The organism is Arthrobacter burdickii, assembly GCF_030433645.1.
Taxonomy (GTDB): domain Bacteria; phylum Actinomycetota; class Actinomycetes; order Actinomycetales; family Micrococcaceae; genus Arthrobacter_D; species Arthrobacter_D burdickii.
This window is the reverse complement of sequence record NZ_JAROCG010000001.1, coordinates 55,546-69,775: the sequence shown is the minus strand read 5'-3', so window position 1 is coordinate 69,775 and position 14,230 is coordinate 55,546. Positions and strand designations below refer to the sequence as shown.

The 14,230-nt window shown below is 67.0% G+C and carries 13 protein-coding genes and 2 tRNA genes; 6 read left to right on the top strand and 9 right to left on the bottom strand.

Annotation, left to right across the window (positions count from 1 at the left end; translation table 11 throughout):
* Positions 1-176 precede the first annotated feature (176 nt).
* The 6 genes from yiaA to tadA form a co-directional block, all read right to left on the bottom strand.
* Positions 177-704, bottom strand: a complete 528-nt coding sequence (gene yiaA / locus P5G52_RS00285) for an inner membrane protein YiaA (RefSeq protein ID WP_301224001.1) — start codon at positions 702-704, stop codon at positions 177-179.
* 159 nt (positions 705-863) lie between these two features.
* The gene (locus tag P5G52_RS00280) at positions 864-1,097 is read right to left on the bottom strand and encodes a hypothetical protein (protein ID WP_301224000.1); all 234 of its coding nucleotides are present in this window, start codon (positions 1,095-1,097) and stop codon (positions 864-866) included.
* A 29-nt stretch (positions 1,098-1,126) separates the two neighbouring features.
* Entirely contained in the window at positions 1,127-1,513 is a 387-nt protein-coding gene (locus tag P5G52_RS00275; protein ID WP_301223999.1) for a hypothetical protein, read from the bottom strand.
* Between the two features lie 484 nt (positions 1,514-1,997).
* Positions 1,998-2,087, bottom strand: a tRNA-Ser gene (locus P5G52_RS00270).
* Between the two features lie 73 nt (positions 2,088-2,160).
* Complete coding sequence (locus tag P5G52_RS00265; RefSeq protein WP_301223998.1) at positions 2,161-2,649, bottom strand: pyridoxamine 5'-phosphate oxidase family protein; 489 nt, start codon at positions 2,647-2,649, stop codon at positions 2,161-2,163.
* Between the two features lie 49 nt (positions 2,650-2,698).
* Positions 2,699-3,193, bottom strand: a complete 495-nt coding sequence (tadA, locus tag P5G52_RS00260; protein ID WP_087072924.1) for a tRNA adenosine(34) deaminase TadA — start codon at positions 3,191-3,193, stop codon at positions 2,699-2,701.
* A 23-nt stretch (positions 3,194-3,216) separates the two neighbouring features.
* Here tadA and upp point away from each other — a divergent pair, with 23 nt between their 5' ends.
* The 5 genes from upp to P5G52_RS00235 all read left to right on the top strand — a co-directional run bounded on the left by upp (position 3,217) and on the right by P5G52_RS00235 (position 8,770).
* The gene (gene upp, locus P5G52_RS00255; protein ID WP_104117699.1) at positions 3,217-3,852 is read left to right on the top strand and encodes a uracil phosphoribosyltransferase; all 636 of its coding nucleotides are present in this window, start codon (positions 3,217-3,219) and stop codon (positions 3,850-3,852) included.
* Positions 3,853-3,984: 132 nt separating this feature from the next.
* Positions 3,985-5,322 (top strand): APC family permease, encoded by a 1,338-nt coding sequence (locus P5G52_RS00250; protein ID WP_301223997.1) that lies wholly within the window; start codon positions 3,985-3,987, stop codon positions 5,320-5,322.
* A gap of 460 nt (positions 5,323-5,782) precedes the next feature.
* Positions 5,783-6,604, top strand: coding sequence for a winged helix-turn-helix domain-containing protein (locus P5G52_RS00245; RefSeq protein WP_301223996.1), 822 nt, complete (start codon positions 5,783-5,785; stop codon positions 6,602-6,604).
* A 38-nt stretch (positions 6,605-6,642) separates the two neighbouring features.
* A complete protein-coding gene (locus P5G52_RS00240; protein ID WP_301223995.1) occupies positions 6,643-7,179 on the top strand; it encodes a SixA phosphatase family protein in 537 nt (178 codons plus the stop codon).
* Positions 7,180-7,309: 130 nt separating this feature from the next.
* Complete coding sequence (locus tag P5G52_RS00235) at positions 7,310-8,770, top strand: polysaccharide deacetylase family protein (protein ID WP_301223994.1); 1,461 nt, start codon at positions 7,310-7,312, stop codon at positions 8,768-8,770.
* A gap of 93 nt (positions 8,771-8,863) precedes the next feature.
* On the opposite strand, the gene P5G52_RS00230 is transcribed toward P5G52_RS00235, so the two are convergent.
* On the bottom strand, positions 8,864-10,282 hold the full coding sequence (locus P5G52_RS00230; protein ID WP_301223993.1) for a dihydrolipoyl dehydrogenase family protein: 1,419 nt from the start codon (positions 10,280-10,282) through the stop codon (positions 8,864-8,866).
* Positions 10,283-10,373: 91 nt separating this feature from the next.
* Positions 10,374-10,449 (bottom strand) — tRNA-Arg (locus P5G52_RS00225).
* Between the two features lie 289 nt (positions 10,450-10,738).
* Here P5G52_RS00225 and P5G52_RS00220 point away from each other — a divergent pair.
* Complete coding sequence (locus tag P5G52_RS00220; protein WP_301223992.1) at positions 10,739-12,622, top strand: phosphoenolpyruvate carboxykinase (GTP); 1,884 nt, start codon at positions 10,739-10,741, stop codon at positions 12,620-12,622.
* Positions 12,623-12,730: 108 nt separating this feature from the next.
* Here the strand turns inward: P5G52_RS00220 and P5G52_RS00215 are convergent, their stop codons facing one another.
* A complete protein-coding gene (locus P5G52_RS00215) occupies positions 12,731-14,137 on the bottom strand; it encodes a phosphomannomutase/phosphoglucomutase (RefSeq protein ID WP_301223991.1) in 1,407 nt (468 codons plus the stop codon).
* Positions 14,138-14,230: the final 93 nt, after the last annotated feature.

Below are 14,230 nucleotides of genomic sequence, written 5' to 3'. Positions count from 1 at the left end.
AACACTGGCCCGATAACTGGAACAGGAGGCAGCAGAGCGATGCAACATATGCCGCCACAGCTGAATGACGATGACCGGAATGACGCAGCCCTGTCTGGCCGCCTGCAGCAGCAACGAGGGCTAGACAGGGCCTGCACCCGAGCCGACAGCCACAACCGTGCAGGGAGGCTCTCAACTCACTCGGGTCGACCGAGGGTCGGATTGGAATCAGGGCGATGAGTGGACCCGGGCGTTGCGGCAGGGATGTCCTGGCCTGAGAAGAGCTTTCGCTTTGGGTTCTCGGTTTTCTCGACCTCGGCAAACACCGCCATGTCTCGCACGTTCTTCTGGACGGTGATGGCTCCGAAGAGAGACATCAGCATGGCCAAGCCGTAGAAGCCCTTTTCGGACAGAAGCATGTCGGCATTCCAAAGACCGATTACCAGTAGCGAAAGTGATGCAACAACGGAGAACCATGCCACGCCGTAGTAGATATTCGTAACTGGAATATCCTCAGCTCGATCTCGAATCGTCTTCTGGATCGAGATCACTGCGAACAGTCCGAAGAGCAGGATCGTGAAGTAGTAGCCCTTCTCGTTCAGCTCCATGCTCGTTGCGTTCCAGAGGCCGATGAGATAGGACGACACTCCGATGATCAACGCAACCCAGCTAGCGCCGATGAATGCTCCAGTGGGCTTCTGCGGGACAAGTTTGGATTCAGCCATGTAATTTTCCTTTGGTTGGATTGAGCAGAATTCTTATGTGGTGCCGAAGGTAGTACCGGGGGCGACAAGGATTGCTGCAGAGCTAGTGGCGGCCGCAGGCCTGCGCCGCATGACCCAGCGCAGCATTGCCGGGTCCTGCGCCCGAGGTGATGGTTGCAGCTACCAGGAAGTGGCGTCGTCGTCCCGACGCAGCGAGATGATCGCCCGGGCGACAAGAAAAGCTGCTGCGATGAGCATGAAGCCGGAGCCCGCGATCAGGTACCAGGCATCGGCCTTCATGGGGGACGTGGTTCCGGCCAGAGCAAAGAGCACTCCTCCGAGAGCCCAGATGATGGTGTCTCGTCCCGCTGTGCGTGAGCGTGGCTGTGCTTGTCCGTTCGTCCCCATAGTCATCCTCGTGAGTGTAACGACGCGTGCGGTGGCTAACGGGTCAGCGGCGCGCGCTGGGATACCCAGATCGGACCGACCTGCGACACGAACTCGTTGTTGCAGGCCTGCATCTCTTCGTTGGCGGGTGGGGCATCACCGCTGTAGGAGGACTGGAACCCGAGTTGGTTGCCGTCCTGCTCAGTAAGAGGCCCGACGCCCCATCCCTTGTCCCGGACACAGTCGCGTGTCGCGTCGACCGCGCCGCGGTACTCGCTTTCCGTGACGACCAGGTCTTCCAGGACAGCCTGCTGGTAGACACTGGCGCTGTCCCGCATCTCACGCTTCTCATCCTGGGAGAAGGACGGAGCAATAGCGCAGCCGGCCAGCAGAAAAGCCGTACCGACCGTGGCAGCAGTGGAAGATTTCGACCTGTTCCCCATGGGAGCATCCTGCCCCACGATGCGAAGCGCGTCACGGGTCGACTCGTGGATGACTACTGGCCGGGGTTCGTTCATCTGGCATGAGGCGACATCAGGGCTACCGCGAACCAGAAGAAAGCTCCCTCTGACCCTGCGAAACCATTCATCGACCCGGAGTAATCACGCCCAGCCGGATGATCAGGTACAACACAACTCCTGCGACTGCGATCTGGCGCGCAGCACTTCGACCACTGGCATCATCGGATGCCGCCTGATGGCGCTGGTCGCATAGCCTGCAAGCGGGCTGAGCCTGACCACTTTCTGGCCGCGTCGGGAGTTCCGCTTCTGACCAGGCCCACTTTTGGCCCTCATCCGAGCTGTACTTGACCGGTAGATGGGCTGATTACGACCAGCCAGCAGGTCGCTGCCCGGATTCGGGGGCTTCCTAGGCAAAGCAGAAGGCCTTGCTTCCCTCGGTCTACGAGGAAAGCAAGGCCTTCTCAATTGGCGGTGACGGTGGGATTTGAACCCACGTTGGCTTTTACACCAAACAACATTTCGAGTGTTGCACCTTCGGCCGCTCGGACACGTCACCAACGCCGCTACTTTACCGGGTGGGACGCCCGAGTCCCAAAACGGGGCCGGGACGAGGGCGCAGCAGGGGAGCGTCAGGGGAGCTCGACGACGTCGTTCTTGCCGGAGTCGGGCTTGCTGCCGGTCACGAGGCCCTTGACCATCTTCACGGCCGAGACGACGCGCGGAGCGTCCATGGACCAGTACTCGGCCGTGTGCGCGTCGACGTGGAGAAGGGCGACGGCGGGGTCGTCGCGGCCGTTCTCGAACCACGCGGACACCGACGGGCCCCACAGCTCGTCGATCTTCGCCTGGTCCCTGGACAGGGTGGCCGTTCCCGCGATGGAGACATAGCCCTTGCCCGTGCTCACGGAGACGTTGACCTGGGGATTGGCGCGGATCTCGTCGGCCTTGGGCGACGGATCCTCGGTGAAGAACCAGAGGTCGCCGTCGAAGTCCTTGCCGTGCAGTGCGAGCGGCCGGCTCACGAGCTGCCCGTCGAGATTGATGGTGGTGAGGATCGCGATGTCGGCCTTGCCGAGGATGCCCTGTACTTCCTTCAAACCGTCCTGCTGGTCTGCCACGTTCACTCCTTCGAAGGGGATGCTGCGGATTCGATCAGCCTACGCAGTATCACCGGGAGCCGGAACCGGACCGCTGCGCCGCGAAGAAGTCCTTGAGCAGCAGAGCACACTCGTCCTCGCGGACGCCCGCGAAGACCTCGGTCCAGTGGTTCAGCCGGCGCTCGCGGAGTACGTCGAAGACCGAGCCCGACGCCCCCGCCTTCTCGTCCCAGGCGCCGAACACCACGCGGGGGATGCGGGCCAGGACGGATGCCCCGGCGCACATGGCGCACGGCTCGAGGGTCACCACCAGCGTGCAGTCCTCGAGCCGCCAGGCGCCGAGCTGCGCCGCTGCCGCGCGGATGGCCTGCACCTCCGCGTGCGCCGTCGGGTCGCCGAGTTCCTCGCGCTGGTTCCAGCCCGTGCCGAGCACGTGGCCGCCGGGGCCGACGACGACGGCGCCGATCGGCACGTCCGCGCTCGCGCGGGTCCTCGCAGCCGCGTCCAGGGCCAGTCCCATCCACGCCCGATGCTCGGGATCGACGGGCGGACGGAAGGGGGCCATGGGCTCAATGGTACTTTTGACCCATGCGCGTACTGGTAGTCGACCACCCCCTGGTAGCCCACAAACTCACGGTTCTCCGGGACAAGAACACGTCGTCTCCGGTGTTCCGCCTCCTCACGGAGGAGCTCGTCACCCTGCTGGCCTACGAGGCCACGCGCGACGTCCGCGTCGAGACCGTGTCCATCGAGACCCCCGTGACCACCACCGAGGGGACGGGCCTCGTGAAGCCGACCCCCCTCGTGGTCCCCATCCTCCGTGCCGGCCTCGGCATGCTCGAGGGGATGACGCGCCTCGTTCCGACCGCGGAGGTCGGGTTCCTCGGCATGGCCCGCAACGAGGAGACCCTCGAGGCCATCACCTATGCCGAGCGGCTGCCCGACGACCTGACGGGACGCCAGGTGTTCGTTCTCGACCCGATGCTCGCCACCGGAGGCACCCTCCGCGAGGCCATCAAGTTCCTGTTCGCCCGTGGGGCCGCGGACATCACCTGCATCTGCCTCCTCGCCGCGCCCGAGGGTCTCGCGACCCTGCAGGAGGAGCTGGACGGCCGCAACGTCACGATCGTCCTCGCCTCGATCGACGAGAAGCTCAACGAGAAGTCGTACATCGTGCCGGGCCTCGGCGATGCGGGAGACCGGCTGTACGGCGTCGTCGGCTAGGCGGATCCCCTCACCTTCCGGGCCTGGGGCTTCCGGTAGCAGGCCGCACCGGCACCGGCAGGACCTGCGCAACAATTATCGAAAAAGCGCCAGAGGGTTGTGCAACCCGAGGCGACGGACTCGAATAGGGCGATGACAAAGGACATCAGCACGGCCGAGCCGAGTACCGAGGGCGGACTGAAGCGGGCGATCGGCACACCGCTCCTCTACGCGTTCATCGTCGGCGACACGCTCGGAGCCGGCATCTATACGCTCGTCGGCACCATGTCCGCCGATGTCGGGGGCGTGATCTGGCTGCCGCTGCTCATCGCGCTGGTCGTGGCGCTCCTCACCGCGGGGACCTATGCGGAACTCATCACGAAGTATCCGCACGCCGGTGGTGCGGCACGGTACGCCGACCGGGCCTTCGGCATCCCGTACGTGTCGTTCCTCGTCGGGTTCCTGATGATGGCATCGGGCATCACCACTGCGGCGGCCCTGGCGAACGCCTTCGCCGGCGACTACCTGGCCGCGCTCATCGATGTTCCGTCAGGTCCGGCGGCCGTGGTCTTCATCGTCCTGCTGACCCTGATCAACCTGCGCGGCGTACGGGAATCGCTGACCGCGAACCTCGTCGCGTCCGTCATCGAGGTGAGCGGCCTCGTGCTCGTCATCGTGCTCGCCGCCGTCGTCCTCGGCAGCGGCAACGGGCAACCGGCCCGACTTCTCGAGTTCGCCCCGGACGTGCCTCCGCTGCAGGGCGCATTCGCGGCCTCCGTCATCGCCTTCTTCTCCTTCCTGGGGTTCGAATCGGCCGCCAACATGGCCGAGGAAGTACGCAACCCGTCGAGGGCGTACCCCCGCGCCCTGTTCGGTGCCATCGGCACCGCGGCTGTCGTCTATCTCCTCATCGCGCTCGGCGCGGTCATCGTCCTGGCCCCGTCCGAACTCGCGGTCTCCACCGGACCGCTGCTCGACGTGGTGAAGGCCAGTGGCATCGCGGTCCCGACCTGGCTGTTCGGCCTCATCGCGCTGGTCGCCATCGCCAACGGGGCCCTGCTATTCATGGTCATGGCAAGCCGTGTCGGCTACGGCCTGGCAGAGGCCGACCTCCTTCCGCGAGCGTTCGCCCGCGTGCTGCCGAATCGACGCACGCCGTTCGTCTCGATCCTCGTCGTCGCCGCGCTGACCATCGTGCTGACCCTGACCGGAGAGCTGGCAACGCTGGCCGAGACCACCGTGCTGCTGCTGCTCCTGGTCTTCCTGTCGGCCAACGTGAGCCTGCTCGTCCTCAAGAAGGACAAGGTCGAGCACGCCCACTTCTCGGTGCCCCGGATCGTGCCGATACTCGCGATCATCGCCAGCATCGCGCTGCTGACCCAGCAGACCGGCGTCGTCTGGCTCGGCGCTCTTGCGTACGTGGCGGTCGGGTCGCTGCTGTTCCTCGCCGCCCGGGCCGGGCGGAAGCGGGAGGCGCGCGCCACGCGATAGCGTGCAGGAAGGAGCAGTGTCTTCCTGCAGTGTCTGGTGCCGCTGTTCCAGGCTGTAAAGTACGCTCCGCTTACCGTCGATATCTGGACGGGAGGCGTCAGAAGACCCGCTGCGCTGGACGCTTCGTCGACGGAGCGCCGCAGTGCGGTCCGCTGACGCCCGTCCGTCCACGCCCGAACCGGTCCACATGGTGGACGTTCCGGCAATGTTACTTGCGCGTAGCGGATTGTTACATGCAATAATTCGACACGTGAACACGAACTCACTCGCATCTGCAGCCGCAGTTTCCTCGGACGTCCTGTCCGCAGCGAACTTCCGCTGTTGTCGAATGCACGCGTAACGGTTACACCCAGACCTTCCTTACGCACTTTCAGCCCAACGGCGGGCACTTTTCTTCATCCCGACCGGGCACATCCCGCATTCGAGCCGCGATGACGGCACACTTCACGAGGTTGCTTCCATGTCAGTAAATCCGGGCTACGTCCATATCTCCCTCCGCTCCCCCCAGAACCGGCAGGCACGCCAGCCGTTCGCGCCGTCCTACACCGCGCACGCCCCGCAGGTTCCCCACCAGCATTCCCGCCTCCAGGCACTGCCCGGAGGGGACGCGGCACGGCCGATGAGCGAACCGGTTCCCGTCGTCGCACCCAACGGGGTGCCCGGGCCGCAGGCTGTCACCGGCGATACGACGGCGCGCGGTTTCGTGCTCTACGTCGCGCTCGACGAGGCCACGGCGGCTGCCGCAGGCACCACGTTCTCCAAGCTGGCCCAGGACGTCCGCAACTATGTGCGGTCCCTCGTGCCGACGGCGGAGAGCCACGCCGCGGTTGCCCTCGCGCCGGCCGACGCCCGTGGGTCCGACATCGACGTCGTCCGTGCGGCGCTTGGTGACCCGACGGTCACCCGCCGCCCGCGGCCGGAGGCGGTCCCCGCCCCGTCGCAGGCCCAGCCTGCCCGGCCCACCGGCGTCCTCATCGATCTGTCGCGCCGTGAGGTCCACCTCGACGGCGAGACGCTGAACCTGACCTTCAAGGAGTTCGAACTCCTGAACTACCTCGTCGAGAACGCGGCGCGGACCGTGGGTCGCGAGGAACTGCTCAGCGGGCTGTGGCGCAACGCCGACGAGGTGCCGAACGAGCGCACGATCGACGTCCACATCCGGCGGCTGCGATCGAAGCTCGGACGCCTGGCCAATACCGTGCGGACCGTGCGCGGCCAGGGCTACCGGTTCTACGACCACCCCGAAGTGGTCGTCTGGGCGGCACCGGAGTACTCCATCTAGTCAGCCCTGTGCGGCCGGGAGGCCCTAGACTTCGGATCATGGCCTCCCACCACCTGAAGAAGCTCCTGCTGCTGCGCCATGCGAAGGCCGAATTCCAGGAGGGCGTGCCGGACCACGAGCGCTCGCTCAGCTCGAGGGGGCATGCCGACGCACCGCTGATCGGTCGCTGGATGCTCGAGCATGACGCCGTCCCCGACTTCATCCTCGTGTCCACGGCGCTGCGCGCCCGCCAGACCTGCACCTGGGTCTGCAAGGAGCTCGGAGACAAGGCGCCCACCCCCAAGCTGGAGGACGACCTGTACGCGGCGCGGCCGACGGAGATGCTCACGCTCATCAACCACGTGCCGCCGACGGTGACCAGCCTGCTCGTCATCGCCCACAACCCCGGTGTGCAGGAGCTTGCGATGCGCCTCGCCTCCGTGCGGTCGAGCGAGCCGGCGGTCATGGACCTCGCGACGGACTACCCGACCGCGGGCCTCACCGTTCTGACGTACGACGGCGACTGGGCCGCACTCGACGGGCGTGACGCCGACGTCACCGACTTCGTGGTGCGCCGGGCGTCGACCTTCCGCTGACGCAGCGCCGCGGACGGTGGCGCGGGTGGTCGCAGTGCGGTCCGGGACTTATGGCCCTACCCGGGCACGTCCCTGGGGCATAGCGTCTCGATCAAAGCTCGCATGTCTCGTTCAGCACGAAGGGGTCACAATGCGCCGGTCTCGCCCCGCGGTCCTCGGAATGGCATTGGCCCTCGCCCTCGTCCTCGGTGGTGGCCTCGGTGGCACGGCTCTGGGGCCGCCCGCGGCCGCCGAATCAGCGGTGGCTGCGCAGCGGAGCGTTCCGGCGCTGATGGCGGTGGAGCAGGCCGGCGACGACGCGATCATCCAGCACTATGAGCAGCTCGGCGGCAGCGCTTCGTTCCTCGGCACGCCCGTCGGCAGCGCGTACGACATCGCCGGGGGTCGCGCCCAGGACTACACTGCCGGCACGATCTACTGGAGCTCCGGCACCGGAGCGCGCGAGGTGCACGGGGCGCTCCGCGGACGTTATCTCGTGCTCGGCGGGCCGGCCGGCTTCCTGGGCTTCCCGCTCACGGACGAGATCGCCACTCCGGGCGCCGCTGGTCGGTACAACGACTTCGCCGGAGGGTCGGTCTACTGGAGCTCCGGCACGGGAGCGCGCGAGGTGCACGGGGCGATCCGCGGACGCTATCTCGTGCTCGGCGGGCCGGCCGGCGTGCTGGGCTTCCCGCTCACGAACGAGACCGTCACTCCCGACGGGGTCGGCCGGTACAACCACTTCAGCGGCAAGAACGCCGCCGCGTCGATCTACTGGTCGCCCGCCACGGGAGCCCGCGAGGTGTACGGAGCCATCCGCGCCCGGTGGGTAGCTCTCGGTTGGGAGCGCAGCCGGCTCGGCTACCCGACCAGCGGCGAGTACGGCATCACGGGCGGGCGCCGCGGCGACTTCCAGCGCGGTTCCATCCTGTGGCACGCGGCCAGCGGCAGGACCGAGGTCATCTACACCGGCGTTCCGTCGACGCTCCGGGGCGTGGACCTCGAGCGCATTCCGACCACGCGGAAGGTTGTCGCGCTCACGTTCGACGCCGGCGCCAATGACGCCGCCCTCCGATCGATCCTCGCCACCCTCAAAGCCAACGGCGTTCCGGGCACGTTCTTCCTCACCGGAAACTGGGTCAACCAGTTCCCCTCCGACCCGGCGCTGATCTACAACGCGGGGCATCGGATCGGCAATCACTCCATGACCCACCCAGACTTCACGACCCTGACCGATGCCCAGATCGCGACCGAGATCAGCAGTGCGCAGAGGGCCATCAGGGCCGCTGGAGGCGACTCGCTCCCGTTCTTCCGCTTCCCTCTCGGCGCCCGCGATTCCCGCACGATCGCAGACGTCAATGCCGCCGGTTACGCGGCGTTCCGGTGGACCGTTGACACCCTGGGCTGGCAAGGCACCCAGAACGGGACGCGCGGCCCGAGCTTCATCGTCCAGCGCGTCATGGCTTCAGCGCAGCCCGGGGAGATCGTCCTGATGCACCTCGGCTCGAACCCCGACGACGGCTCAATGCTCGACGCCGCGGCCCTCCCACAGGTGATCTCCCAGCTCCGGGCGGCAGGATACGGCTTCGTCACCCTCGACGCCGCCCTATGATCCTTCATCTGGTCGTTCCACCGATGATGAGGCTATCTGCCTGCCAAGCAGACAGATGAAAGCAGAATATTCTCGCGGGCACGCCGGGCTGGGCTACATCCCGTACTTCTCGAGCAGCCGCAACCAGATCTCGCTGACGGTGGGGTAAGCGGGCACCGCGTGCCACAGACGGTCGAGGGGTACCTCGCCCACGACGGCGATCGTGGCGGCGTGCAGCATCTCGGACACCTCGGGTCCCGCGAAGGTGACGCCCACGAGCACCTTCCTGTCCTCGTCGACGACCATCTGCGCCCATCCCTTGTACCCGTCGGAGTGGAGGGAGGAGCCGGCGACCGCGATCTCGAGGGAGGTCTCGGACGCGTTCACGCCGTCCTCCCGTGCCTGATCGAGGGTGCGCCCGACCATGGCGATCTCCGGATCGGTGAAGACGACCTGCGGAACGGCGCCCCGGTCCGCCGTCGAGGCGTAGGGGCTCCAGTCCGGGGCGGAGTTCCCGAGGATGCCCTGAGCGCGGGCCGCGATGGCGTCACCGGTCATGCGCGCCTCGTACTTGCCCTGGTGCGTCAATTGCACCCTGCCTCCGACGTCGCCCACCGCGTAGAGCCAGCCGCCGGCGTCGGGCACCTGCCCGGTGTCGTCGCGGCTCAGCTTCTTCGGGTCCAGGCCCAGGGCCTCGAGGCCGATGTTCGACGTGTGCGGGTGGCGGCCGGTCGAGACGAGCAGCTTCTCCGCCGTGACGGTCCGGCCCTCCCCGACCTCGAGCACGAATCTGCCGCCCTCCTTGCGGACCGCGTTCGTGGCCGTGTCCGTCAGGATCGTCACCCCCTCACCGCGGAGCGCGTCGAGGACGAGGTCCGAGGCCTCCTTCGGGTAGTTGCCGAGGATGCCGCTGCGGGCGATGACCGTGACCTCAGCGCCGAGCCGGGCGTAGGCCTGCGCGAGTTCGATGCCGGCCACCCCGCCGCCGAGCACCGCGAGGCTCGCGGGCACCTCCCTGGCGGAGGTGGCTTCCCGGGTGGTCCAGTAGTCCAGGTCCGGAAGTCCGTCGATGGGCGGGACGATCGGCGTCGAGCCGGTGGCGAGGACGACCGCCTGAGTGGCCCTGAACACGGAGGTCGAGCCGTCGTCGTGGGAGATGGTCACCTCGCGCTCACCGGAGAGCGTCGCCCAGCCGCGCTGCAGCTCGATGCCGGCGGAGGCCACCCATTCCTCCTGGGAGGCGTCGTCCCAGTCGGAGGTGAACGACGTGCGGCGCTCTAGCACCTGCTGAGCATCGAGCGTGCCGGTCACTGCCTCGCGTGCGCCGGCGACGCTGCGGGCCGCATTGAGGATGGTGCCGGGACGGAGGAGCGCCTTGGACGGCATGCAGGCCCAGTAGGAGCACTCGCCGCCGACGAGGTCGGACTCCACGAGCACCGCGGAGAGGCCTTTCTGGACCACCCGTCCTGCTACGTTCTCGCCGACAGCGCCGGCGCCGATCACGATGACATCGATGGTGCGGGGTTCACTCATAGGCTGAGCTTCCCATCGGACCAGCGGGGGAGCAACCAACGAGAAAGGCCCCGGCCGGAGCCGGGGCCTTTCAGGAGGTTCGGATGAACCGTGGTGCGCGCGAAGGGATTCGAACCCCCAACCTTCTGATCCGTAGTCAGATGCTCTATCCGTTGAGCTACGCACGCATCCGTAGTCCGTCGATCCGCAGTGCGGATGAGTCCTACAAGCTGGCCGTTTGGCCGTAGACAACTCTAGCTGAAATCGATCGGGACGCCTAATCGAGCCATTACCCCTGTCTCGCCTAGACCGGTCTACGTGACCTTCGTCACAACAGCGTGTTACGTAAGCGCTCGACTTCCTTGTGATGCCGCGCTCCGTGAAGCTGGCGCTCCGAATGTTTCGAAATGCGCGCCCTTGCCTGAAATGTGCCACCCCTAGCATCGATACACCTAGCACCCAACGAAGGGAAGAGTAATGGGCGATCCTGTGCGCCAGCTTGATCAGGTCGACACGCCACCCACGAGCCCCCATGACGCCGCGCTGTCGAATGCTACCGGTTCCGCGCCGACGACCCATGCGGCACTCCTCGCCTGGGTGCGGGACGTGCAGCAGCTGACGCAGCCTGCCGAGGTCGTCTGGATCGATGGGTCGGAGGAGGAGAACAAGCGCCTCACGGACGGACTCGTGGAGGCCGGGACCTTCGTGCGGCTGAATCCCGAGACGTTCCCCAACTCCTTCGCGGCGTTCTCGGACCCCAAGGACGTGGCCCGGGTCGAGGAGCAGACGTTCATCTGCTCGAAGGACGAGAGGGAAGCGGGCTTCACCAACAACTGGATGGACCCCGGAGAGATGAAGGCCAAGCTCACGGGCCTGTTCTCCGGCGCCATGCGAGGGCGCACCATGTACGTCATCCCCTTCGTGATGGGCCACCTCGACGCCGAGGACCCGAAGTTCGGGGTCGAGATCACCGATAGCGCCTACGTGGTGACGTCCATGCGCATCATGGCGACCATCGGCTCCGCGGTCCTGGACCGCATGACCGAGCTCGGCGCCGACTTCGTCCCGGCCCTGCACTCCCTGGGGGCACCGCTGGCCGAGGGCGAGGCGGATGTGCCCTGGCCGTGCAACGACGACAAGTGGATCGTGCACTTCCCCGAGGAGCGTTCCATCTGGTCCTACGGCTCCGGCTATGGCGGCAACGCCCTGCTCGGCAAGAAGTGCTACGCGCTGCGCATCGCCTCCGTGATGGCCCGCGAGGAAGGCTGGCTCGCCGAGCACATGCTGATCCTCAAGCTCACCTCCCCGCAGGACAAGACCTACTACCTGTCGGCGGCGTTCCCCTCCGCGTGCGGCAAGACCAACCTCGCGCTGCTCGACCCGACCATCGAGGGCTGGAAGGTCGAGACCCTCGGGGACGACATCACCTGGATGCGCTTCGGGAAGGAAGGCGAGCTGCGTGCCGTCAACCCTGAGGCGGGACTGTTCGGTGTCGCCCCCGGTACCGGCTGGCACACCAACCCGAACGCCATGCGCGCCATCGCCAAGGGCAATTCGGTGTTCACCAACGTCGCACTCACCGACGACGGCGGCGTGTGGTGGGAAGGCATGACCGAGGAGGTGCCGGCGCACCTGACCGACTGGCAGGGACGGGACTGGACTCCGGACATGGACCACCCCGCCGCGCATCCGAACGCCCGGTTCTGCACCCCGATCGACCAGATCGACATGCTGGCGGAGGAATTCAACCGGCCCGACGGCGTCGAACTCTCCGCGATCCTCTTCGGCGGCCGCCGCAAGACGACCATCCCCCTGGTCACGCAGTCGCGCAACTGGGCCAACGGCATCTTCATGGGTTCCACCCTCTCCTCGGAGACCACGGCCGCCGCCGCCGGGGAAGTGGGCCGGGTCCGCCGGGATCCGATGGCGATGCTGCCCTTCATCGGGTACGACGCCGGGGACTACCTGCGTCATTGGCTGACCCTCAGTGCGGCGGCGGACCAGTCCCGCCTGCCCAAGATCTTCCTGGTCAACTGGTTCCGCCGCACCGCATCCGGCGGGTTCGCCTGGCCCGGGTTCGGCGACAACTCCCGTGTGCTGAAGTGGGTCATCGAACGCCTCGAGGGCACCGCGGACGCCGTCGAGACCCCCATCGGGTACGTCCCCACCGGGGATGCCCTGGACCTCACCGGCCTGGACATGACCCCTGCCGAGGTAGAGGCCGCCGTCCATGTCGACGCCGTCGAATGGGCCCAGGAACTCCAGGCCATCGAGGAGTGGTACGGCCGCTTCGGCGAATCCCTGCCCGAGGAGCTCAAGGGCCAGCTCGAGGAACTCAAGGAACGCTTCCACACCGTCTGATCCAGTGGGCTGATCCGGCCAGGGATCCGGCTTCCGGAGACGCGAAAGGCCCCTTCCATGCGGAAGGGGCCTTTCGCCGTTCTGGCGCGTTCGGCCGTCCCGGGACGGCTATGCGCGGATCACGGCGAGGACGCGCTGGACGAGGTCCTCGAGCGTCTCCGGGTCCACGGCCTCGGCATTGAGGCGGAGGTAGGGCTCGGTGTTCGAGGGGCGGAGGTTGAACCACCAGTTGCCGTGGTCGGGAGTGAAGGTGAGGCCGTCGAGGTCGTCGACCACCACGCCGTCCTGCTCGAACTCGGCACGGGCGCGGGCAATCGAGCCCTGGAGGTCCGCCACCTTCGAGTTGACCTCGCCCGAGGAGAAGTAGGGTTCGTACTCGCGCCCGAGCTCCGAGAGCGGGCCGTCCTGCTCGCCGAGGGCGGCCAGGACGTGCATGGCGGCCAGCATGCCGGTGTCGGCGTTCCAGAAGTCACGGAAGTAGTAGTGGGCCGAGTGCTCACCGCCGAACACTGCGCCCTCCTTGGCCATGACGGCCTTGATGAAGGAGTGGCCCACGCGGGTGCGGACAGGGCGGCCGCCGTCGTGCCGGATCAGTTCCGGGACGGCCCGGGAGGTGATGAGGTTGTGAATGATCACGGGCTCGGACTCGCCGGCAGCCTGCGCACGCGCGATCTCCCGGCGCGCAACCATCGCGGTGATGGCGCTCGGCGAGACCGGCTCACCCTTCTCGTCGATGATGAAGCAGCGGTCCGCGTCACCGTCGAACGCGATCCCGATGTCCGCCCCGTGCTCGACGACGGCCGCCTGCAGGTCGCGCAGGTTCTCAGGCTCCAGCGGGTTGGCCGGGTGGTTGGGGAACGAGCCGTCGAGCTCGAAGTAGAGGGGGACGATCTCGAACGGCAGGGCCGGCAGGAGGCGGTCGCCGAGGACGGCGGGAGTCGTCAGGCCCGCCATGCCGTTGCCGGCGTCGACCACGACCTTGAGCGGCCGGGACGAGGAGAGGTCCACCTGGGTGCGGAGGAACCGTGAATACTCTTCGAGGATGTCCCGCACGCTGGTCTCGCCCCGGACCTCGACGGCCGGGATGGTGCCCTGCGCGAGGTAGCGTTCGGCCCGTTCCTGGACGTCCTTGAGGCCGGTCTCGGACGAGACGGGGACCGCTCCGGGGCGCGTCATCTTCATGCCGTTGTACTGGGCGGGGTTGTGGCTGGCGGTGAACGTCACGCCGGCCGCGTTCAGGGTGCCGCTGGCGTAGTACAGCTCGTCCGTGGAGATGAGGTCGAGGAGGACGACGTTCGCACCGCGCAGGGTGGCACCTTCCGAGAAGGCCTTCGAGAATTCGGGGGACGACGGGCGCATGTCACCGCCGACGAGGACGGTTTCCCCTGCGAGTTCCAGCGAGTCCACGAAGGCTGCTCCGACCGCGCGGACCGAGTCCACGGTGATGGTCTCGCCGACGATGCCGCGGACGTCGTACGCCTTGAAGGATGCAGAAAGATCGAAGGTTGTATTCACGTTCCGAAGTGTATCGGGTGGTGTCGCGGCGCGGGCCGTCCACAGGGGAGACCCGCCCGCAGGGAGTGGGGGAGGCGGCTGGGATACTGGGGA

What these genes read in the sequence shown, in the direction of transcription:
- yiaA (WP_301224001.1), bottom strand. Translation starts at nt 704, where the DNA reads ATGGCTGAATCCAAACTTGTCCCGCAGAAGCCCACTGGAGCATTCATC.
- P5G52_RS00280 (WP_301224000.1), bottom strand. Translation starts at nt 1,097, where the DNA reads ATGACTATGGGGACGAACGGACAAGCACAGCCACGCTCACGCACAGCG.
- P5G52_RS00275 (WP_301223999.1), bottom strand. Translation starts at nt 1,513, where the DNA reads ATGGGGAACAGGTCGAAATCTTCCACTGCTGCCACGGTCGGTACGGCT.
- tadA (WP_087072924.1), bottom strand. Translation starts at nt 3,193, where the DNA reads ATGGCCCCCTTCCGTCCGCCCGTCGATCCCGAGCATCGGGCGTGGATG.
- upp (WP_104117699.1), top strand. Translation starts at nt 3,217, where the DNA reads ATGCGCGTACTGGTAGTCGACCACCCCCTGGTAGCCCACAAACTCACG.
- P5G52_RS00250 (WP_301223997.1), top strand. Translation starts at nt 3,985, where the DNA reads ATGACAAAGGACATCAGCACGGCCGAGCCGAGTACCGAGGGCGGACTG.
- P5G52_RS00245 (WP_301223996.1), top strand. Translation starts at nt 5,783, where the DNA reads ATGTCAGTAAATCCGGGCTACGTCCATATCTCCCTCCGCTCCCCCCAG.
- P5G52_RS00240 (WP_301223995.1), top strand. Translation starts at nt 6,643, where the DNA reads ATGGCCTCCCACCACCTGAAGAAGCTCCTGCTGCTGCGCCATGCGAAG.
- P5G52_RS00235 (WP_301223994.1), top strand. Translation starts at nt 7,310, where the DNA reads ATGCGCCGGTCTCGCCCCGCGGTCCTCGGAATGGCATTGGCCCTCGCC.
- P5G52_RS00230 (WP_301223993.1), bottom strand. Translation starts at nt 10,282, where the DNA reads ATGAGTGAACCCCGCACCATCGATGTCATCGTGATCGGCGCCGGCGCT.
- P5G52_RS00220 (WP_301223992.1), top strand. Translation starts at nt 10,739, where the DNA reads ATGGGCGATCCTGTGCGCCAGCTTGATCAGGTCGACACGCCACCCACG.